This window comes from Ralstonia sp. VS2407, assembly GCF_052950655.1.
Map to the genome: position 1 here is coordinate 1 of NZ_JBRFVG010000015.1, position 20,276 is coordinate 20,276.

19 protein-coding genes are annotated in these 20,276 nt (G+C 65.2%); 8 read left to right on the forward strand and 11 right to left on the reverse strand.

Annotation, left to right across the window (positions count from 1 at the left end):
* Positions 1-238: 238 nt before the first annotated feature.
* From ACU8YE_RS20545 to ACU8YE_RS20580, 8 genes are all read right to left on the reverse strand, one after another.
* Entirely contained in the window at positions 239-1,594 is a 1,356-nt protein-coding gene (locus ACU8YE_RS20545; RefSeq protein WP_446929464.1) for an MFS transporter, read from the reverse strand.
* 162 nt (positions 1,595-1,756) lie between these two features.
* Positions 1,757-2,104 carry a cytochrome C oxidase subunit IV family protein gene (locus ACU8YE_RS20550; protein WP_260803471.1) on the reverse strand — a complete coding sequence of 116 codons (348 nt, stop codon included), beginning with the start codon at positions 2,102-2,104 and terminating at the stop codon, positions 1,757-1,759.
* Positions 2,105-2,111: 7 nt separating this feature from the next.
* Positions 2,112-2,804, reverse strand: coding sequence for a heme-copper oxidase subunit III family protein (locus ACU8YE_RS20555; RefSeq protein WP_260803470.1), 693 nt, complete (start codon positions 2,802-2,804; stop codon positions 2,112-2,114).
* Positions 2,801-3,409, reverse strand: coding sequence for a cytochrome c oxidase subunit 3 (locus ACU8YE_RS20560; protein WP_446929465.1), 609 nt, complete (start codon positions 3,407-3,409; stop codon positions 2,801-2,803). The genes ACU8YE_RS20555 and ACU8YE_RS20560 overlap by 4 nt, the downstream gene beginning before the upstream one ends.
* A complete protein-coding gene (gene ctaD, locus ACU8YE_RS20565; protein ID WP_446929466.1) occupies positions 3,406-5,190 on the reverse strand; it encodes a cytochrome c oxidase subunit I in 1,785 nt (594 codons plus the stop codon). Before ctaD ends, ACU8YE_RS20560 begins: the two co-directional genes overlap by 4 nt.
* A 12-nt stretch (positions 5,191-5,202) precedes the next feature.
* On the reverse strand, positions 5,203-6,360 hold the full coding sequence (locus ACU8YE_RS20570) for a cytochrome c oxidase subunit II (protein WP_446929467.1): 1,158 nt from the start codon (positions 6,358-6,360) through the stop codon (positions 5,203-5,205).
* Positions 6,361-6,594: 234 nt separating this feature from the next.
* Positions 6,595-7,107, reverse strand: a complete 513-nt coding sequence (locus tag ACU8YE_RS20575; protein WP_316879848.1) for a hypothetical protein — start codon at positions 7,105-7,107, stop codon at positions 6,595-6,597.
* Between the two features lie 97 nt (positions 7,108-7,204).
* A complete protein-coding gene (locus ACU8YE_RS20580; protein ID WP_446929468.1) occupies positions 7,205-7,663 on the reverse strand; it encodes a DUF3293 domain-containing protein in 459 nt (152 codons plus the stop codon).
* A 137-nt stretch (positions 7,664-7,800) separates the two neighbouring features.
* Here ACU8YE_RS20580 and ACU8YE_RS20585 point away from each other — a divergent pair, with 137 nt between their 5' ends.
* Complete coding sequence (locus ACU8YE_RS20585) at positions 7,801-8,256, forward strand: universal stress protein (RefSeq protein ID WP_024977942.1); 456 nt, start codon at positions 7,801-7,803, stop codon at positions 8,254-8,256.
* 105 nt (positions 8,257-8,361) lie between these two features.
* The gene (locus tag ACU8YE_RS20590; RefSeq protein ID WP_433868333.1) at positions 8,362-9,060 is read left to right on the forward strand and encodes a YceH family protein; all 699 of its coding nucleotides are present in this window, start codon (positions 8,362-8,364) and stop codon (positions 9,058-9,060) included.
* A 48-nt stretch (positions 9,061-9,108) separates the two neighbouring features.
* On the opposite strand, the gene edd is transcribed toward ACU8YE_RS20590, so the two are convergent.
* The gene (edd, locus tag ACU8YE_RS20595) at positions 9,109-10,938 is read right to left on the reverse strand and encodes a phosphogluconate dehydratase (RefSeq protein ID WP_446929469.1); all 1,830 of its coding nucleotides are present in this window, start codon (positions 10,936-10,938) and stop codon (positions 9,109-9,111) included.
* Positions 10,939-11,259: 321 nt separating this feature from the next.
* On the opposite strand from edd, the gene zwf reads away from it, so the two are divergent.
* Genes zwf through ACU8YE_RS20610 form a run of 3 tightly spaced genes read left to right on the forward strand, consistent with a single transcriptional unit; the run spans position 11,260 to position 14,481 of the window.
* Positions 11,260-12,729, forward strand: a complete 1,470-nt coding sequence (gene zwf, locus ACU8YE_RS20600) for a glucose-6-phosphate dehydrogenase (protein WP_260803462.1) — start codon at positions 11,260-11,262, stop codon at positions 12,727-12,729.
* Positions 12,729-13,433 carry a 6-phosphogluconolactonase gene (gene pgl / locus ACU8YE_RS20605; protein WP_446929470.1) on the forward strand — a complete coding sequence of 235 codons (705 nt, stop codon included), beginning with the start codon at positions 12,729-12,731 and terminating at the stop codon, positions 13,431-13,433. The genes zwf and pgl overlap by 1 nt, the downstream gene beginning before the upstream one ends.
* Complete coding sequence (locus ACU8YE_RS20610) at positions 13,414-14,481, forward strand: glucokinase (RefSeq protein ID WP_414563138.1); 1,068 nt, start codon at positions 13,414-13,416, stop codon at positions 14,479-14,481. The genes pgl and ACU8YE_RS20610 overlap by 20 nt, the downstream gene beginning before the upstream one ends.
* A 19-nt stretch (positions 14,482-14,500) precedes the next feature.
* Here the strand turns inward: ACU8YE_RS20610 and ACU8YE_RS20615 are convergent, their stop codons facing one another.
* Positions 14,501-15,334: a MurR/RpiR family transcriptional regulator gene (locus tag ACU8YE_RS20615; RefSeq protein ID WP_322018002.1), complete on the reverse strand. Its 834-nt coding sequence runs from the start codon at positions 15,332-15,334 to the stop codon at positions 14,501-14,503.
* 215 nt (positions 15,335-15,549) lie between these two features.
* Here ACU8YE_RS20615 and ACU8YE_RS20620 point away from each other — a divergent pair, with 215 nt between their 5' ends.
* Positions 15,550-17,274, forward strand: a complete 1,725-nt coding sequence (locus ACU8YE_RS20620; RefSeq protein ID WP_446929471.1) for a S53 family peptidase — start codon at positions 15,550-15,552, stop codon at positions 17,272-17,274.
* A 61-nt stretch (positions 17,275-17,335) separates the two neighbouring features.
* On the opposite strand, the gene ACU8YE_RS20625 is transcribed toward ACU8YE_RS20620, so the two are convergent.
* The gene (locus ACU8YE_RS20625; RefSeq protein ID WP_232038936.1) at positions 17,336-17,848 is read right to left on the reverse strand and encodes a hypothetical protein; all 513 of its coding nucleotides are present in this window, start codon (positions 17,846-17,848) and stop codon (positions 17,336-17,338) included.
* Positions 17,849-18,086: 238 nt separating this feature from the next.
* Between ACU8YE_RS20625 and ACU8YE_RS20630 the strand changes: the two genes are divergently transcribed.
* Complete coding sequence (locus ACU8YE_RS20630) at positions 18,087-18,821, forward strand: response regulator transcription factor (RefSeq protein WP_260803458.1); 735 nt, start codon at positions 18,087-18,089, stop codon at positions 18,819-18,821.
* Between the two features lie 3 nt (positions 18,822-18,824).
* A complete protein-coding gene (locus tag ACU8YE_RS20635; RefSeq protein ID WP_446929472.1) occupies positions 18,825-20,141 on the forward strand; it encodes an ATP-binding protein in 1,317 nt (438 codons plus the stop codon).
* Positions 20,142-20,276: the final 135 nt, after the last annotated feature.

Sequence of the window (20,276 nt, forward strand, 5' to 3'; positions counted from 1 at the left end):
CTCTGTCCAAGACCTGATTGACCGCCTCGACCTTGAATTCTTCGGTGTATCTCTGCGCACTCATCGCAACTCCTGTCTAACCTCTAGTTTGAGGCTCACAGGTGTCTACTGGCAGCGGGGCGATTCACGTTCCGCTCCCGGACGGTCGAGCGCCGCAGTTGGAGGTCGAGATTTTCGACCTCAGACAGTGGAGCTTCACTGTTTGAGGTCCGCAATCCGCTCTCGACGGGCCGGATGCTTAGGTGCCTTCCGACGCCATGGGCAACGCCTGCCCAGCGGCGGAGCGTTTGGCTTGGCTGCCGCATAGGAAGATGGCCACCGCCGCAATTGCTGCCGGCACCGCCACGATCAGGAACAGCAGCTGGAACCCGATGTTTGCCGTCAGCAAGACGCCACCCACCAGCGCACCGCACACCGAACCGAGGCGGCCCACGCCCAGTGCCCAGCTGATGCCCGTTACACGGTTGGCAGTGGGATAGAACTGCGCTGCGAACGCATTCGCGCCGATTTGCGAGCCGCTGATGCAGAAACCGACGCCCGTGACGGCAAAGGCGAGCATCGTGCCTTGCGTCACGCCGGTCAGAGCAAGGAATATGGCGCCCAGGCCGTAGGTGCCGCACAGCACGATCGTCGCGGGGTGCCGATCCATCAACCGTCCGATGATGAGCGCGCCGATGGTGCCGCCCACCTGGTACATCACCGCAATGCGCGACGCCAGCGCGAGCGACACGCCACCCGCGTGAATCAGCGTCGGCAGCCAGTTCGTCAACAGATAGACGATCAGCAGGCTCATGAAGAACACCGTCCACAGCAGCAGCGTGCCCGTGCGGAAAGCCGGCAGGAAGAGCTGCGGGACCGGCGACCCCAGCGCCTTGGCTTCATGCAGCGCGAAGCGGGTGTCGGGCGTGACGTCCAATGGCGCAATCCGGTTGAGCAGCTTGCCGACCGCTGTGTTGCTTGCGCCACTGGACACTAAATAGCGCACCGACTCCGGCAATGCAAAGGCCATCACCGGCACCAGCACCAGCGGCACGACGCCGCCGAACAGCAACACGCTGCGCCAGCCAAAATCGGGCACCAGTTGCGCGGCAACGATGCCACCAAAGCCCGACCCCAATGTGAAGCCGCAGAACATGACGGTGGTGAGGAAGGAGCGCCGCCGCTCCGGGCAGTATTCAGACGTGAGGGCGATGGCGTTGGGCATGGCGCCGCCCAGGCCGAGGCCCGTCAGGAATCGCAACGCAATCAGCGCGCTGACGTTTGGTGCAAACGCCGATGCCACCGTGGCAACGCCAAACGCCGAGACCGTAATCAGCAGCGTGCGCTTGCGCCCGATGCGGTCGGCCAATGGGCCAAAGGCGAGCGCCCCAACCATCAGCCCCGCCAGGCCGGCACTGAACACGGTGCCCAACACGCCGGGGGTGACGTGCCAGTCCTGCACGAGCGCCGGTGCGATGAAGCCGACGCATGCGGTATCAAAGCCGTCAATGGCGACGATGAAAAAGCACAGCGCGACGACGCGCCATTGGAACGCGGAAAAGCGCTGGCCATCGAGCCACGCGCGCACGTCGATGGTTGCAGGGTGGGGCAGCATGGTGTCTCCTCAGTTTTTTGTAGGTGTGCGCTGAAGGTAGCGGGCACCGAGGAGGCACGCCAGTCGGCTGGTGAATGCGCGACATTCACCAGATTGATACTGGACGGAAAAGGTAGGCGTGGCCGGACTGGGCGGCCCGTCAAACGACAGCCGAGAGGCGGCTCAATGGAAGAACAGCATGCGCATCCCGAACGTGTGATGCGCCTCCGCCGCCATCAACACCATCAGCACCAGCAGCGCGAGCGGCGGCATCAGGATCGCGTACACCAGGGCCAGCCGCTCCCACATCATGTGCATGAACACGGAGACGATCAGCCCAGCCTTGGCGATCATCAGCACGACGATCAGCACCCAGCGCGTGAGGCCTTCCACGCGAAAGTAATCCACCAAGTACGACAGCGTGCTGAGCACGAACAGCAGGCCCCAGATTTTCAGGTAGACGCTGATGCTGTGCTGCTGGCCATGGGTGTCGGGCGCCGCTGACGTGGGAGATGGGTCGGTGTGGTTCATGGCTGCCTCACCACAGGTAGAACAACGCAAAGATGAACACCCAGACAAGATCGACGAAGTGCCAGTAGAGGCCCGCGATCTCCACGATCTGGAAGTTGCCATGTTCGGCAAAGCCCGGCTGCCGGATCTTGCGTGCGACCAGCAACAGGTAGATCACGCCGCAGGTCACGTGAAAGCCGTGGAAGCCGGTGATCATGAAAAAGCACGCGCCAAACTGCGCCGCACCCAGCGGATTGCCCCAGGGCCGCACGCCTTCGAGCACGATCAGCTTGGTCCACTCGAATGCCTGCAGGCTGACGAAGCAGACGCCGAGCAATGCCGTGGCCAGCATGAGCGCGGCGGCGCGCCTGGCGTTGCGCCGGTAGCCGAAGTTGACGGCCATGGCCATGGTGCCGCTGCTGCTGATGAGCACGAAGGTCATGATGGCGATCAGCAGCAATGGCACCTCCACGCCGCCGATTTTCATGCCGAACACTTCGGCCGTGTTGGGCCACGGCACCGTGGTCGACATGCGCACTGTCATGTAGCCGATCAGGAAACTGCTGAAGACGAAGGTGTCCGACAGCAGGAAGATCCACATCATGGCCTTGCCCCACGGCACCTTGAAGGCTTCGCGGTCGCCAGACCAGTCGTTGACGACGCCGGGCCAACCTTCGGGCAAGGCGTTGGCCGGGTCGGTGGGAAGCGTGGGGTTGCTCATGGCGTGGCTCCGTACAGCGGCCCGCAGATGGCACTGACGAATGCGGGCGTGATCCACCACATTGCGGCCAGCAGCAAGAGCCACACGGCCAGCAGAAAGTGCCAGTACGTCGCGCAGAGGGCAACGGCACGTTGCGTGCGATCGGCGTTGCGGTGCAAGCGTGCAACCGTCACCGCCCAGACGACGAGACCACCGATGACATGCGCTGCATGCAAGCCGGTGAACACATACAGAAAGCTGTTGGATGGGTTGACCGACACGCCTTGCCCCGTGGCCGACAGTTGTTGCCATGCTGCCCATTGCCCGAACACGAACAGTGCGGCAAGCGCGCCACCCGCGAGCAGCCAGATCGTGCGGCGCGCGTCGGTTCGCCGTGCCAGTTCCATGGCCACGCTGGCCAGCGCCAGCGCGCCGGTGTTCCACCACAGCAGGACCGGGTGCGGAACCGGCATCCAATCCGGCTCGCGCATGCGCATGGAATAAGCCAGGATCAGCAGCGAGAACAGCGCCGTCACCACGGCCATGAACACACGCAAGCCGATGCGCCCGGCGTGCGGCAGGATAGGCGCGGTATCGGGAACAAAGTGGCGGGGAAGGGTCGTCATGTGCGCACCCCGCTGGTGTGGAGGATGTCGGTGCCCGGCGCTGCTTCCGTTCCCATGTCGGGTGCGCCGGTGGGTGGTTCGTTCTGCGGTACGAAGTCATCGGCACGGCCGGGCGGGCTGTACTCGTATGCCCACCGATAGACCACCGGCAGCGTCGGCCCCCAGTTGCCATGCACGGGTGGCGTCTGCGGCGTCTGCCATTCGAGCGTGGTGGCGCGCCACGGGTTGGCGTCGGCCTTTTTGCCGCGCACGAGGCTCCAAGCCAGGTTGAAGAGGAACAGCAACTGCGCCACGCCAACGATGATGGCGATGACGGTGATGAACGTATTCAACGTCAGCGCGGAGGGCGGGATGAAGCTGTAGCCTTCATACGCGTAATACCGGCGCGGCATGCCGAGCAAGCCCAGGTAGTGCATCGGGAAGTAGATCAGGTACGTGCCGATGAAGGTGATCCAGAAATGCGCGCGGCCCAGCGTGTCGTTCAGCATGCGGCCCGTCACCTTCGGGTACCAGTGATAGAGCCCGCCGAACACCACCAGGATCGGCGACACGCCCATCACCATGTGGAAGTGCGCAACTACGAAGTACGTGTTGGACAGCGGAATGTCCACGCTGACGTTGCCGAGGAACAGCCCCGTCAAGCCGCCGATCAGGAACGTGCTGATAAAGCCGATGGCAAACAGCATTGGAACGGTCAGGTGGATGTTGCCGCGCCACAGCGTGAGCACCCAGTTGTAGACCTTCAGCGCCGTCGGGATGGCGATGATGAGCGTGGTGGTGGCAAAGAAGAACCCGAAGTACGGGTTCATGCCCGAGACGAACATGTGGTGCGCCCAGACGACGAACGACAACACACCGATGATGACGATGGCCCACACCATCATCCGGTAGCCGAAGATGTTCTTGCGCGCGTGCGTGCTGATGAGGTCCGACACGATGCCGAAGGCGGGCAGCGCCACGATGTACACCTCGGGGTGCCCGAAGAACCAGAACAGGTGCTGGAACAGCAACGGGCTGCCCCCGCTGTGCTTGAGCTGCTGCCCCATCGATACCACTGCCGGTACGAAGAAGCTGGTGCCCAGCGTCTTGTCGAGCAGCATCATGATGGCCGACACGAACAGCGCCGGAAACGCCAGCAGCGCCAGCACGGTCGCCGTAAAGATGCCCCAAACGGTGAGCGGCATGCGCATGAGCGTCATGCCGCGCGTGCGCGCCTGCAGCGTGGTGGTCACGTAGTTCAGGCCGCCCATCGTTGCCGCCACGATGAAGATCGCCAGCGACACCAGCATCAGCACGATGCCCCATTCGGTGCCGGGCGTGCCGGGCAGGATCGCCTGCGGCGGATACAGCGTCCAGCCTGCGCCGGTGGGCCCGCCCGGTACGAAGAAGCTCGCCACCAGCACCAGCACGGCCAGCAGATACACCCAGTAGCTGAGCATGTTCAGGAACGGAAACACCATGTCGCGCGCGCCCAGCATCAGCGGGATCAGGTAGTTGCCGAAGCCGCCCAGGAACAGCGCCGTGAGCAGGTAGACCACCATGATCATTCCGTGCATGGTGACGAACTGGTAGTAGTGGTTGGCGTCGATAAAGGCGAACTTGCCCGGAAACCCCAGCTGCAGCCGCATCAGGTTCGACAGCACGAGCCCCACCAGCCCGATGGCGATGGCCGTGAGCGAATACTGCACCGCGATGACCTTGTGGTCCTGGCTCCAGACGTAGCGTGTCCAGAAGCTTTGTGGTGCGTGATCCTGGCCGTGGTCGGCGTGTGCGTAGGACATGGTTTCTCCTCGCTACGGTTTTGCAGCGGTCGCCGCTGCGTCGCCACCTTGCGCCTTGATGTACGCCACCAGCGCTGCAAGCTCCTGCTCGCTCAGGTCGAAGGTCGGCATGATGGGCGCGAAGCCTTTGACCACACGCGCTTTCGGATCGCGGATGAAGGCGCGCAGATAGGCTTCATCGGCCACTGCGGTCGAACCGTCGGCCATGGTCTGGGTGGAGCCGTACAAACCCTTCCATGTCGGGCCGACGCCTGGGCTGCCATTCACCGAGTGGCAGGCGACGCAGCCCTTGGCCTGGGCGAGCGTGTGGCCTTGCTCGGCCAATGCCTGCGCGCTGCCGCCGGCAGCGGCGGGGGCGGCCTGCACCGTGGCCTTCTGGCTCTGCTCGAAGGTGGTCTGCTGTGCGAGCCAGCGTGCAAACGATGCCTCGTCTTCCACGACCACCACGCCGCGCATGTTGGAGTGCCCGATACCGCAGAGTTGCGCGCACAGGATGTCGTAACGCCCCGCCTTGGTGGGCGTGAACCAGAACGTGGTGACCATGCCCGGCACCATGTTCATGCGTGCGCGGAACGGCGGCACGTAAAAGTCATGTAGCACATCGCGGGAGCGCGCCAGCACCTGGATCGGGCGGTTGATCGGCAGGTGCAGTTCGGGGGTTTCGATCAGGTAGTTGTCGCGCCCGTTCGGGTCGGCCGGGTTCATGCCGAACGGGTTGTCGTTGCTGATGTAGCGCACGTCGGTCGTGCCGAGCTTGCCGCCGGGGCCGGCAAAGCGGAAGCGCCATTGCCACTGCTGGCCCAGCACTTCCATCTGCAGGGCGTTTGGTGGCGGGCGTACGTAATCGGCATAGACGAACAGGCCGGGCGCCAGTAGCGCCGCCACACCCACCGTGGTGACGCCGATCAGCCACCATTCCAGTCGCGTGTTGTGCGGCTCGTAGGCGGCGCGCTGGTTGGGAAGGCCATCGCGATGGCGATAGCGCAGGAGCGCTGCAACGACGAAGAGGTTGATGGCGACAAACAGCACGCCGGTGATGACGATGGTGATCGTCAGCGTGTCGTCCATGCGCACCCAGTTGGAGGCGATCGGGGTGATCCACCACGGACTGGCAAAGTGAAACCCCACCGCCAGCACGACGATCAGCACGAGCGCAATCGCAAGGGCCATGGGCACCTCCGGCGAGGGATTCCCTCAAGACGCTAAAGACAGGCTAGGTCGCGCACCCGGATCGTGCAAGGCAACGTAAGGACGAGGCGCACCGCGCGTACGGATCGCGCCAATGCGGCATCTGCGTGCTGCGCCGCAATGCAAAGCGGCCGCCTCCGGCATGGGTTGCCAGAGGCGGCCGCGTCCTGATGACGCCGCTCAGCTTGCGGCGCCGCAGGAAAAAAGGTCGGGGGATCAGTGCATCGGTTCGCCCACGCGCCGCTCCAGCATGCCGTAGGTGATGGCCGCCGCCACCCCAAACAGCAGGTTGGCCAGTAGCGGCCCCGAGCCGCGCTCCGACACAAACCAAGGAAACACGGCCGTCATGCCGTAGAAATTCACCACGTACGCCACGATCCCGAAGACCACGCCAACGGCTGCGAGCATGCCGGGGCTCGAGTCGAAGTGGAACGGGGCGATGATGGCCCCAAGGATCATCCCCATGATCGCGCCCAGCACGAAGTGCAGCACGAGCGCCGTCGCCACGATGCTGTAGCTGAACAGGGACATCTCTTCCAGCGCGCCCCGGCCCATGACCATGGCGGCGATCTTGTGGGTCGGGCGCCATGGGCTTTCATTGAGCACCATGGTTGACCAGAAGAACTCGAGCACGATGACCAGTGCGCCGCCCACGAGGCCTGCCACGCTGGCGGCGAGCCAGTCCGGCATGCGGCGCTCCCAATGATGCGATTGCATGTGCAGTTCCATACGAACCTCCTGCTGATGTATCCACGCAAGCACTTAGGAATCGGAAGCGCCACTTAGGGTGCTGCAAAGCGCTGTCTGCCAAGTGCCCTGTGCAAAATCAGTCTGGCAGATACGGGTGCCAACGCAAGGTACAAAATCCGTGCGCATCGCACAGCACTACGGCGTTCTGCTCGAACGTGAGCATCAGGGTGTCGGCGATGGCCTCGTCTTCAATGAACAGCAGCAGGCTCGGCTCGGGCGGCCACGGGTTTGCCGGGGAATCTTCCGGTGGCCCGCCTTCGCCATCGAGCCACGGCATGCCGCGCGCGATGGCCCAGGCGAGCAGTTCAGCCTGCCGCGCAGCGTTTTCATCGGCAGACACCGGGTGGGAGAACGGCTCATGCGCCGTCACGAAGACGGCCCACGGTGCGTTGGCTTGCGCAAGCAGAGCCGCCACGCATGGGTTGACGGCGTCGACGCGCAGCAGCACGTCGCCTTCCGGCGTGCTGACGCGATACCGCGCGCTGCGGTAAGCAGCAATCAACTCGGGCGTAGGGGCGGGCGGATGGCGGTGCATTGTTGCGTCGCATGGTCGCGGCCATCTGATCTGGCGCAACGCAAAAGGGCCGTGGATGTCACAGAATAGTGCGTAGGCGGCCATGTTGCTGCCCCGGCACAGTATTTCGACAACCACTCCCCTGCGAGGCTTGAACCATGTACAAGAAGATCCTGGTCGCCATTGATGGCAGCGAAACCAGCAAGCTGGCCCTGGCCGAGGCCGTGCGCCTGGCCAAGGCATTCCAGAGCACTGTCCGCGCGGTCTATATTGTCGACAGCCCTGCCATGCTGTTCGACGTCGGCTATTACGACCCGACCGAGCTGCGCAAGTCGTTTATCCAGGCCGGCACCGCGTTGTTGGCCGACACCGCCGCAACGCTGACCTCTGCCGGTTTGCAGCAGGAAACGGTGCTGGTGGAAACGCAGAACGTGGGGGAAGATGTGGCCGCCGCTCTGCAAGGCGAAGCGGTGCGCAGTGGCGCCGATGTGGTGGTGATCGGCACGCACGGCCGCCGTGGGCTGGCGCATGCGATGCTGGGCAGCGTGGCCGAGAAGTTCATCCGCCAGGCGACCACGCCGGTGTTGCTGGTGCGCGGTCCGGCCAAGGGCTGAGTTTCGCTTGCTGTTGCGCAGGCAGGGTCGCTTGCCTGCGCGTGGCGGATATGATGCTGGGATCCGATTGGCCCCAACCCACAGCGTATCCGTCGCCGTCCCATCATGAACATCCATTCCGACGCTCCACAGCGTCGCGCCATCCGTACCCTGACCGCGCTTGAAGGCCGCGTGCTCGGCGTTCTGGTCGAAAAGCAGCACACGGTGCCCGACACCTATCCGCTGACGCTCAACGCGCTGGCCGCCGGCTGCAACCAGAAAACCGCGCGTGCGCCGGTCATGTCCGTGACCGAAGCCGAGATCCTCACGGCCATCGACGGGCTGAAATCGATGAGCCTCGTCATGGAAGGCAGCAGCAGCCGCGTGCCGCGCTTCGAGCACAACATGAACCGCGTGCTGGCTGTGCCAAGCCAGTCCATTGCGTTGCTCACGGTGCTGCTGCTGCGCGGTCCGCAGACCGCAGCCGAGCTGCGACTGAACGCGGCGCGGTTCCACGCCTTTGCCGATATCTCATCCGTTGAAGCGTTTCTGGACGAACTGGCCGAGCACGATCCGCCCTATGTCGTGAAGCTGCAGCGTATGCCGGGGGAGCGCGAAAGCCGCTGGATGCACCTGCTGTGCGGTGAAGTTGGGCAGGCCGAGATTCGGCAAACCGGCGGCGCTGATGAGTCCATCGCGCCGTCCGAGTTCGAGGCGCTGAAGGCGGAGCAGAAGGCGTTGGCCGACAAGGTGGCCAGGCTGCAGGCGCTCGTCGAACAGATGGCCGGTGAACTGGGCATCTCGATCGACAAGTCGATGCTGTAGACGCAACCGGCGCCCGTATCGGGCGGGGCCGGTCGGTCTGGCTTCAGCTTATGCGCCGGCCGATACGAACAACGTGCAGGCACCTTCTTCCGCCGCCGACACATTGCGGCGGAAGCCCGAGAACAAGTCCCGTCCAACGCCGGCGTGGTAGTGCGAGAGATCCGGCGTGCTGACCTGGCGGGCTTTCCACTCCGCCTCCGGCACGCGCACTTGCAGCGTGCCCGCTTCCGCATCCAGCACGACGATGTCGCCATCGCGCACACGCGCCAGCGGCCCACCGTTGAGCGCTTCCGGCGTGATGTGGATGGCGGCCGGCACCTTGCCCGACGCGCCCGACATGCGGCCGTCCGTCACCAGCGCGACCTTGAAACCGCGCTCCTGCAGCACCGACAGCGTTGGCGTGAGCTTGTGCAGTTCGGGCATGCCGTTGGCGGCCGGGCCCTGATACGGCAGCACGGCCACGAAATCGCGCTCCAGTTCACCGGCCTTGAATGCGTTGATCAGATCGTCCTGCGCGAGGAACACGCGTGCCGGCGCTTCCACAAAGCGATGTTCCGGCTTGACTGCCGACACCTTGATGACCGAGCGCCCGATGTTGCCGTCGAGCACGCGCAGGCCGCCGTCCGGCGAGAACGGCTCGGCCACGCCGCGCACGATGTTGGTATCGAGCGAGGCGGCGGCGCCATCGCGCCACACGAGTTTGTCGCCGTCCAGGAAAGGTTCTTGCGCATGGCGGCGCAGGCCCTTGCCCATGATGGTCGTCACGTCGTCGTGGAGCAGGCCGGCATCGATCAACTCGCGAATCACGATGGACAGGCCGCCCGCCGCCTGGAATTCGTTCACATCGGCCTTGCCGTTCGGGTAGACACGCGCCAGCAGCGGAATCACGCCCGACAGATCGTTGAAGTCGTCCCACGTGAGCAGGATGCCGGCCGCGCGCGCCATGGCAATCAGGTGCAGCGTGTGGTTGGTCGAGCCGCCCGTGGCCAGCAGGCCGACGATGCCGTTGACGAAGGCGTGCTCATTCAGCACGTCGGCAATGGGGGTGTACTGGTCGCCGCTGAAGACGAGCTTGAGCGCCTGGCGCGCCGATTCACGCGTGAGCGCTTCGCGCAGCGGCGTGTTCGGGTTGATGAAGGCGGTGCCCGGCAGGTGCAGGCCCATCACCTCCATCAGCATCTGGTTGGAGTTGGCCGTGCCGTAGAACGTGCAGGTGCCGGCGCCGTGGTACGACTTGGATTCGGCTTCGAGCAGGTCGGCGCGCGAGAGCTTGCCCTCCGCGTAAAGCTGCCGCGTGCGGGCTTTTTCATCATTGCTGATGCCGGTGGTCATCGGGCCGGCCGGCACGAACACGGCGGGCAGGTGGCCGAACGACAGCGCGCCAATCACCAGCCCTGGCACGATCTTGTCGCACACGCCCAGGTACAGCGCCGCGTCGAACATCTGGTGCGACAGCGCGACTGCTGTCGACAAGGCAATCGTGTCGCGCGAGAACAGCGACAGCTCCATCCCGTCCTGCCCCTGCGTCACGCCATCGCACATGGCCGGCACGCCGCCGGCAAACTGTGCAGTGCCGCCAGCGTCCAGCGCGGCCTGCTTGAGCCACGCGGGAAACGCCTCCAGCGGCTGGTGGGCAGAGAGCATGTCGTTGTACGCCGAGACAATGCCGAGGTTCGGCCGCTCCAGCGCTTTCAGGCGGATCTTCGCTTCACCCGGCATGGCCGCAAAACCGTGGGCGAGGTTCGTACACGAGAGCAGCGTACGCTCGACCTTGCGGCCGGCGTTCTTGCGGGTGACGTCCAGATAGGCCTGGCGGGGGCCGCGGCTGCGGTCGATGATGCGTTGGGTGACGGCGGCCAAAGTGCGGTGCAGGGCCATGCGGGTTCTCCTGGGGGGTAGGTCCGGGCAGGACGGAATGCTGTAATTTTCCTACAAATGCGCCGAATGTGGTGCAGGGTTTTCCACAGGTACCGCATCCGATGCAGCGCCCTTAACACGGGCGAGCACGCGAATTGCGTGCCAGAAGGCGCGCCAAAGCTGGCGCCCCGCGGCAAAAGTTTCGCCGGAAACGCTTGCCGGGGCAGTTTCATGAATGCCTTGCCCGCGATGTAGTAATACTACAAAATGAGCTAAAAACACGTGTTGTCTTGCTAGTCAGCTAGGCTAGCCTAATCGATGGCTCACACACAGGAGATGACGATGTCGGTGCCCGCATTCGACATGGTGTTGTTCGGCGGTACGGGCGATCTTGCCCGCCGCAAGCTGATTCCGGCCTTGTTCGATGCGCATCAGGGCGGCGAACTGCACCCGCGCGGGCGGATCTTCGCCATCGGCACGCAGCCGCTGGAGACCGCCGGCTACCTTGCCCTGCTGGAGCGTGAAACGCGCCCGACCATGCGCCTGTACTCCGGGGCGCCCGTCTCAGACGACGCCTGGGCTTCGTTTGCCGAGCGCATCGTTTATCAGCAGGTCGACGCCCGCAAGCCCGAGCAGTTCGACGGGCTGGCCGCCGCGCTGGGCGAGGACCGCGCTCCGGTAACCGTGTGCTACTTGGCCACGGCGCCGGGCTTCTTCATCGACATCTGCAAGCAGCTCGCCCGTGTCGGGCTGAATACGCCGAATGTGCGGCTGGTGCTGGAAAAGCCCCTGGGCACCGATCTCGCGTCGAACGAACGGATCAATTCCGCCGTGGCGCAATTCTTTGCCGAAGACCAGATCTACCGGATCGACCACTACCTCGGGAAAGAATCCGTCCAGAACCTGATGGCGATCCGCTTTGGCAACGCGTTGTTCGAGCCGCTGTGGCGCCGCGAATGGATCAAGGACGTGCAGATCACCATTGCCGAGCAGCTTGGCGTGGAAAAGCGCGGCGATTTCTACGATGGCGTCGGCGCGCTGCGCGACATGGTGCAGAACCACCTGCTGCAACTCCTGTGTATCGTCGCCATGGAGCCGCCGTCGAGCCTGTCGCAAGACGCCATCCGCGACGAAAAGCTGAAGATCCTCAAGGCGCTCAAGCCCATTCCGCTGCAGGAGGTGCCGGAAAAGACCGTGCGGGGCCAGTATCAGGAAGGCGCTATTGCGGGGCAGCCGGTGCAGGGCTATCTGCATGAGCAGGGCATTCCGCCCGACAGCCGTACCGAAACGTTCGTCTCGATCAAGGCCGAGATTGCCAACTGGCGCTGGGCTGGCGTGCCGTTCTACCTGCGCACGGGCAAGCGCATGCCGCAGCGCCTCGCGGAGATCGTGGTGCGTTTTCACGATGTGCCGCATGCGCTGTTTCCCAAGCCGCTGATCCAGTTTCCGGAAAACCGTCTGGTCATCCGCCTGCAGCCGGAAGAAAGCATCCGCCTGCAGTTCCTGACCAAGACGCCGGGCGCGGCGCTGGGCTTGCAGCCGTCCACGCTGGATCTGGACTTTACCGACCACGGCGGCGTGCGCCATGCCGGCGCGTATGAGCGTCTGCTGATGGACGCTGTCAACGGCAAGCTCGGCCTGTTCGTGCGCCGCGATGAGCAGGCCGAAGCGTGGCGCTGGGTCGAGCCGATCATTGAAGCGTGGAACGAAGCTCGCATTGCGCCCAAGGGCTACACCGCGGGCAGTTGGGGGCCGGCGGCTTCGAGCGCGCTGCTCTCGCGCGACAACGCCGCCTGGCACGAGGAGATGTAATGGCGATGCGCTGGCACGCAGTTCCGGACGCCGCTGCGCAGGTGCAAGCGCTGGCAGCGGCCGTTGCCAACACGCTCACGCATGTGATCGAGGAACAGGGCAGTGCGTGCCTGGCTGTCTCTGGCGGGCGTTCGCCCATCGCGCTGTTTGCCGCACTGCGCGTGTTGCCGCTGCGCTGGGCTGATGTGTTGATCACGCTGGTCGACGAGCGTGCCGTGCCGCCCGGGCATGCCGACAGCAACGCGCGCCTTGTCCGCGAGCACCTGTTGCAGGATGCCGCGGCTGCGGCGCGCTTTTTTCCGCTGGTGTTGTCACCGCATGTGCATGGCGAATCGGTGGACGTGGATGCATGCGTGGCAACTGCCAATGATCCGTTTCAGCAACCCGACGTAGTGATTCTCGGCATGGGCGACGACGGGCATACCGCATCGTTGTTTCCCGACGCGCCCGAATTGAACGAGGGCATCGATCGCACGCAGGCGCCGGCCTATCTGCCGGTGCGCCCGGGCACAGCGCCGCATCGGCGTATCAGCCTGAATCTGTCTGCGCTGTGTGCGGCGCGGCGGTTGTTCCTTTCGATCTCCGGGCCGGTCAAGCGCGGTGTGTTCGATGATGCCGCGCGAGGCGTGGCCCAGCGCGCGCTGCCGGTGAGCTACGTCATTCATCAGCGGGAGGTGCCGCTCGATGTCTATTGGACTACATGAGGTGAACGCGGGCACGGGGGCCGACCAATTGGCCGATGCGCTGGCCTACCCGCGGCTGGTGGCCGACGTGGGCGGCACCAACGTGCGCTTTGCGCTGGAGATGGCGCCCATGCGCCTGGCCCACATCGGTGTGCTTGCTGGCGATGACTATCCGTCGCTGGAAGCAGCCATGCGCGCGTACCTGGCTTCGCTGCCGCCGGAAATCGCAACCGCTGGCGTGCGCCATGCGGCCATCGGCATCGCCAATCCGGTGCTGGGCGACCAGATCCGCATGACCAACCGCGACTGGGCGTTCTCGATCGAGGCGATGCGCCAGTCGCTGGGCTTCGACACCTTCGTCGTGCTCAACGACTTTGCCGCGCTGGCGCACGCGTTGCCGTATCTGCCCGCAGACGAGCTGGAACAGGTGGGCGGCGGCGCGAGCCTGGCCGATGCACCGCGGGCGCTGCTCGGCGCCGGCACGGGCCTGGGTGTCGCATCGCTGCTGCCGACGGCCGAGGGCCGCTACATCGCCGTGGCTGGCGAGGGCGGGCATGTCGCCTTTCCGCCGATGAACGACGAGGAAGCCGTCATTTGGCGCTTCGCACGCGAGCGCTTCGGCCATGTGTCGGCCGAGCGGCTGATTTCGGGCATGGGCCTGGAGCTGATCTACGAGGCGCTGGGTGCGTGCTTCGATCTCTGGCAGCAAGGCCCAACGTTGCGCCGCGCGGCCGACATCACCGCCATCGCGCTGGGCGAGATGGAAGACGCCGCAGGCGACCACGCGCGCTGCCGCTATGCCGTCGATACGTTCTGCGCGTTTCTCGGCACCATTGCGGCCAACCTGGCGGTCACGCTGGGTGCGCGCGGGGGCGTGTACATCGGTGGCGGCATCGTCCCGCGTCTGGGGCCGGCGTTTGCCAACTCACCGTTCCGGCGCCGCTTTGAAGACAAGGGACGCTTCTCGGCCTATGTGGCGTCGATGCCGGTGTACGTGATTCATTCCCCGTACCCGGGGCTGATCGGCCTCTGTGCTGCCATGGACCACGCGGTGGCCCAGGGGCACTGACGCCGCTTTCGCATTGGCGTTACTCAGGTTGATCGGCGTGATGGAGTGCGCTGCCCTTGCGCAGCGCCACTTCCAGCACCAGCGCATCGAGCAGCGCCAGGTGTAACAGGCGCGCGACCATCGAACGGTCGGCCACGGCATCGTCCACGTCGGCGGGCAGCACCACATCGGCGAGTGCCGCGAGCGGGCTGTCTGGCGCAGTCACGGCAATCACGCGCACGCCCAGTTCGCGCACGCGCTCCACCGCCGTCTGCAGTTCGGGCAACGCGCCCGATTTGGAAATGGCGATCACCACGTCGCCCGCCTGCAGCACGTTCAACGACATCGACACGAGATACGGATCGCTATACGCATTCGCGGGAATGCCGTAGCGGAAGAACTTCGTCTGCGCATCGAGCGCCACGACGCCTGAACTGCCGAAGCCGTACAGGTCGATGCGGTGGGCGCTGTCGACCAGCGCAACCGCCGCATCGAGCGTGCGCGGGTCGAAGCGGTCCTGCAGCGTGGTGAGCGAATCGATGGCGTTTTGCAGGACGCGCGTGCCGGAGGGAGACGCGATGCGCGCCGGTGCAGCATCGCGGGCGACGTTGCCTTGCGCGAGCCGCAGCTTGAAATCCGACAGGCCATGGCAGCCCATCGAGCGGCAGAAGCGGATAACCGTGGGCTGACTGACACCGGCCTCGCGCGCGATGGCGGCCACCGGCAGGCTCAGCACCGTACCGGGCTGGCGCAGCACCCAGTCGGCCACCTGGCGTTCGGCCGGAGAGAGCGACGGGCGCGCCGCGCGGATGCGCTCGCGCAGGTCGGTCGGTGCTTCAGGTGTGGCGGAGGAAGTGGCTTGCTGGGCGCTCATCTGCGCGCGGGTTCGAATGGTGGACCGCATCACGATAAAGGCAAGCGCAGCCGTGCGCAACCGCCCGGCGAGGGGTTGCTAGATGCAGCGCGCTCCGAGTGCAACTGACTGTTTTTGCACTGTTGCGAGGGCAGCGGGTTGGATACGGTGAACGACGCCCACGTCGTCACAAGCGGCGTGGTCCTGCAACGTCGTACTCCTCAAAAGGACATCCGATGCTCCGTACTGCTCTCTCCATGCAGCGTTTCTCCAACCTGTGCCGCCATCTGCCGTATGCATGGCCGCTGGTGTTTGCGGCCGGGCCGCTGCATGCTGCCACCGATTGGGTCGACACCCACACCAAGGCGTTCGTGACCGGCCCGCAGCTCATGGCGCGCGGTGCCGCCAACGAGGTCGCACCGGGCCAGGCGACCGACGTGCTGATCAGCCTCAAGCTGCGCAACGAGGCCACGCTGAAGACGCTTGCCCGGGACGTCAACGACCCGCGCAGCCCGCGCTACCGCAAGTACCTGACGAGCGAGCAGTTCCTGGCCGACCACGCGCCCACGCAGGCGCAGGTGGATGCCGTGGTGCGCTATCTGCGGCAGAACGGTTTTATCGATATTGACGTTGCGCCCAACCGGTTGCTGGTGTCGGCGCGCGGTACGGCCGGCACGGTCAAGGCGGCGTTCAACACGCCGCTGGTGCATTACCAGCTGGCCGGCCGCAGCGGGTTTGCGAACAGCGGCAAGGCGCAGGTGCCGCGCGCGCTGGGCGGTATCGTCGGCTCGGTGCTGGGCCTGCAGAACGTGGCGCGTGCGCGTCCGTTGCTGCGCGTGGGCGATGTGGCCGAAGCGCGCACGCTGGCGGCGGGCACCGCGACGGGCCACTACCCGAAGGAATTCCCGGCGCTGTATGGCGCGACCGGCGTGCCGACGGCGGCGGGCACCACCGTTGGTGTCATCACCATCGGCGGTGTATCGCAAACGCTGCGTGACTTGCGGACGTTTACGAGCAACAACGGCTACGCCACGGTGTCCACCACCACGATCAAGACGAACGGCACCAGCGGCAACTACACCGATGACCAGGAAGGCCAGGGTGAGTGGAACCTCGACAGCCAGTCCATCGTGGGTGCGGCCGGCGGCGCGGTTGGCAAGCTCGCCTTCTACATGGCCGACCTGAATGCGCCGGGCAACACGGGCCTGACCAAGGCTTTCAACAAGGCGGTGACCGACAACACCGCCAAGATCATCAACGTGTCGCTCGGCTGGTGCGAGAACGACGCCAGCGCCGACGGCACGCTCGACGCCGAAGAGGCCATCTTCACCACGGCCGCCGCGCAGGGGCAGACGTTCTCCGTGTCTTCGGGCGACGAGGGCGTCTATGAGTGCAACAACCGCGGCTATCCGGATGGCGGCAACTACAGCGTATCGTGGCCGGCATCGTCACCGCACGTGCTGGCCATTGGCGGCACCACGCTCTACACGAGCGGATCGAGCTTCGCCAGCGAGAGCGTGTGGAACGAGGGGCTCGACGGCAACGGCAAGCTCTGGGCCACGGGCGGCGGCATCAGCCAGATCCTGCCGGCGCCGAGCTGGCAAGGCGGCAATGCGCGACTGTTGCCCGATGTGTCGTTCGACGCGGCGCAGAGCACCGGCGCCTACATCTACAACTACGGGCGACTGCAGCAGATTGGCGGCACAAGCCTCGCATCGCCCATCTTCGTCGGCTTCTGGGCACGGCTGCTGGCGGCCAACGGCAACCTGGGCTTCCCGGCGGCGCGCCTGTACAGCGCCATTCCGGCCAACGCGTCGCTGCTGCGCTATGACGTGGTCTCGGGCAACAACGGCTACCAGGGCTACGGTTACAACGCCGCGCAAGGCTGGGACTACCCGACGGGTTGGGGCAGCCTGAACATCGGCGCGTTGAATCAACTGATCAAATCGGGCGGGTTCTGACGCGGGGGTGAGTTTGCGGGCGGTTTTGCACAAAGCGCGAGCCGCCCGCCCAGCCGTACTGCTACAGATGCTTGCGGACATCGGACTGGCTCATGTTGGCGAACTGCCGGAAGGCATCGGTGGGCACTTTCGTGACTTCGCGGATCAGGTTCAGTACGTCAGTGCTGACGTTCCATGACGTTTTGCCCATCGTGTACGGCGTTTTCTTCGTATCGGCGGTGCGCGGCAAAACCCCCATCCACCCGAGCACCGAGGAGCATTTGACGCAACACGGCTTGTCAGTGCAGTCGAGCGTGAGGTTGCGCGAATAGGTCAGGAAGGTATTCAGGTCCTTGTTGCAGACGTCGGCCCACAACTGGTGCAGGGCGTCCATTTCTGCGTGCCCATGGCCGTTGCCAGTCTTGCCCTCGATAGAGCCGCCGCTGTAATGCAACGTGACTGTGCACTCCTCTGAGCCATCACCCGGGTCATTTGTTTTGACTGCCTGGAAGTTGCCGAAGCCTTCTTGCAGGAAGGTGATTGCGATTTCCCCATTGCCTTTCTTCAGAGTTTGGTCCGAGAGTCTGCGTGGCATCTTCGTTCTCCATTGACGTTAAGGCGCATGACGCTGCAGTACGCCTACGACGTCATCGTGGCACTCGCCTCTGGACGCAAACAGGTGCCAAGCGTCACGACATTGGCACGGGCCGGCTTCCATGGGGCGGGTGCACCGACAGCGCTATGATGCGTTCGGCGGTGAGGGCGGGTGGCATGGATGCATGCCAGAGCGTAGGCTTCAGCGTAGGTTTCTCGAATACCCCAGGTAGACAGTGATGCGTGTGCTCCTCGTAGAAGACGACGACATGATCGGCGACAGCGTGCGCAAGGGTTTGCGCCACGACGGTTTCGCCATCGATTGGGTGCGCGACGGCGAGGCTGCCGTGCACGCCGTGACCGCCCCCGGCGCTGCCGGTGCAGAATCCGGCACCACCATGTTCGATCTCATGCTGCTCGACCTCGGCCTGCCCAAGCGCGACGGGCTCGACGTGGTGCGCGAGGTGCGCCAGCGCGGTATCGCCATCCCCATCCTGATCCTCACCGCGCGCGACGCCGTGGCCGACCGCGTGGCCGGTCTTAATGCCGGCGCAGACGACTACCTGGTCAAGCCGTTCGACCTGCAGGAACTGGCCGCCCGCATGCACGCGCTGCTGCGCAGACAAGGCGGCCGTGCCGATCCGCTCATGCGCCACGGCGAGGTGCTGCTCAACCCTGTCACCCGCGAGGTGCTGCGCGCGGGGGTGCCGGTCAAGCTGTCGGGCCGCGAGTTTGCGGTGCTGCATGCGCTGCTGGCGCGGCCGGGCAAGGTGTGGTCGATCGCACAACTGCAGGACAACCTCTACGGCTGGGATGAAGAGGTCGGCAGCAACACGGTCGAGGTCTACATCCATGCGCTGCGCAAGAAGCTCGGCAGCCATTTCATCCAGAACATCCGCGGCGTGGGGTATGTGATTCCACGTGAGGCGGCAACGTCGCCTGCGGAACCTGCCGGCGACGACGCGCACCAATAAGCCATGCAATCGATCCGTAAAACCCTGCTGTGGTGGCTGGCCGGCGGCCTGCTGGCGGGCATTGTCATCGCCACCGGCCTGATCTACGCGCAGGCGCGCCAGGAGGCCAACGCGCTGTTCGACTACCAGATGCAGCAGGTGGCCGCCGCCTTGCCGAGCCAGTGGATCGACCCGCCGCCGCCGGCGCTCGCCGGCATTGCGCGTGACGACGATGTCGTGATCCGCATCTGGGACGGCACCGGGCGCAGCCTGTACCTCTCGCACGCGCGTCCCGATCTGCCGGACCAGGCGGAGCTGGGTTTCTCAGACGCGAATACGCCGGAAGGCCCATGGCGCATCTACAGCGTTGCGTTCGGGCCTGCCGTGGTGCAGATCGCCCAGCCATACAGCGCGCGGCACGAGGTGGCGGCGCGCATGGCGCTGCGCACGGTGGCTCCCCTCTTGATCCTGTTGCCGCTGCTGGGCTGGATCGTGTGGCTTGCGGTCGGGCGTGGGCTGGCGCCGCTGGGCTCGGTGGCCAAGCAGGTGCAGGCGCGTGATGCGGCAGCGCTGTCGCCGTTGCCCACGCAGGGCTTGCCTGACGAGATCCGCCCGCTGACGAATGCATTGAACGATCTGCTTGCGCGACTCGGCACCGCGCTCGCGCACCAGCGCGCGTTCGTTGCCGACGCCGCCCACGCGCTGCGTACACCGCTGGCCGCCCTCAAGCTGCAGTTGCAGGTGGCCGACCGCGCCGAGAACGAAGACGAACGCCGCGCCGCACATGCTGATCTGCATCGGGGTGTGGAACGCATGATCCGTCTCGTCGGCCAGTTGCTCACGCTCGCGCGGCAGGAGCCTGGCGCCGCCGATACGCAACGCGCATCCGTTGCGCTAGACGCCGTGGCGGCCGACGTGGTTGCCGAGTTGTCGCCGGCGGCAGTGCACAAGGGCATTGATTTGGGGATTGCGGTGGAGTCGCAGCCGGCTTCGGTCATGGGCAATTCCGATGCGCTGCGTGTGCTGCTTGTGAACCTTGTCGACAACGCGTTGAAATACTGTCCGGCCGGGGCGCGCGTCGATGTGTCGACGGCACATACGCCAGACGGTGGCGCGCAGCTCGTGGTGGAGGACAACGGCCCCGGCATCCCTGCGGAAGAACGCGAACGCGTGCTCGATCGCTTCTATCGGCCTGCGCAGGCGCCCACGGGCGGCAGCGGCCTGGGGCTCGCCATCGTCCGCGAAATTGCGCAGGCGCACGACGCCGCCCTTGCGCTGGAAGCGCGCGAGGGTGGCGGCTTGCGCGTGGTGCTGCGCTTTCCATTCAAGGCCAGCGCGTAGAAACATTTTGTTTCGTGTGATGTGCGCGTGCACCTTGCACCTTTAAGTCTCGTTTAAGTCTGCCCGCCTACGATGCCTTCAACCGATGGGCACGACTGGCGACTCCGCAGGCCGTGACCCTCGCGCTCAGCAAGA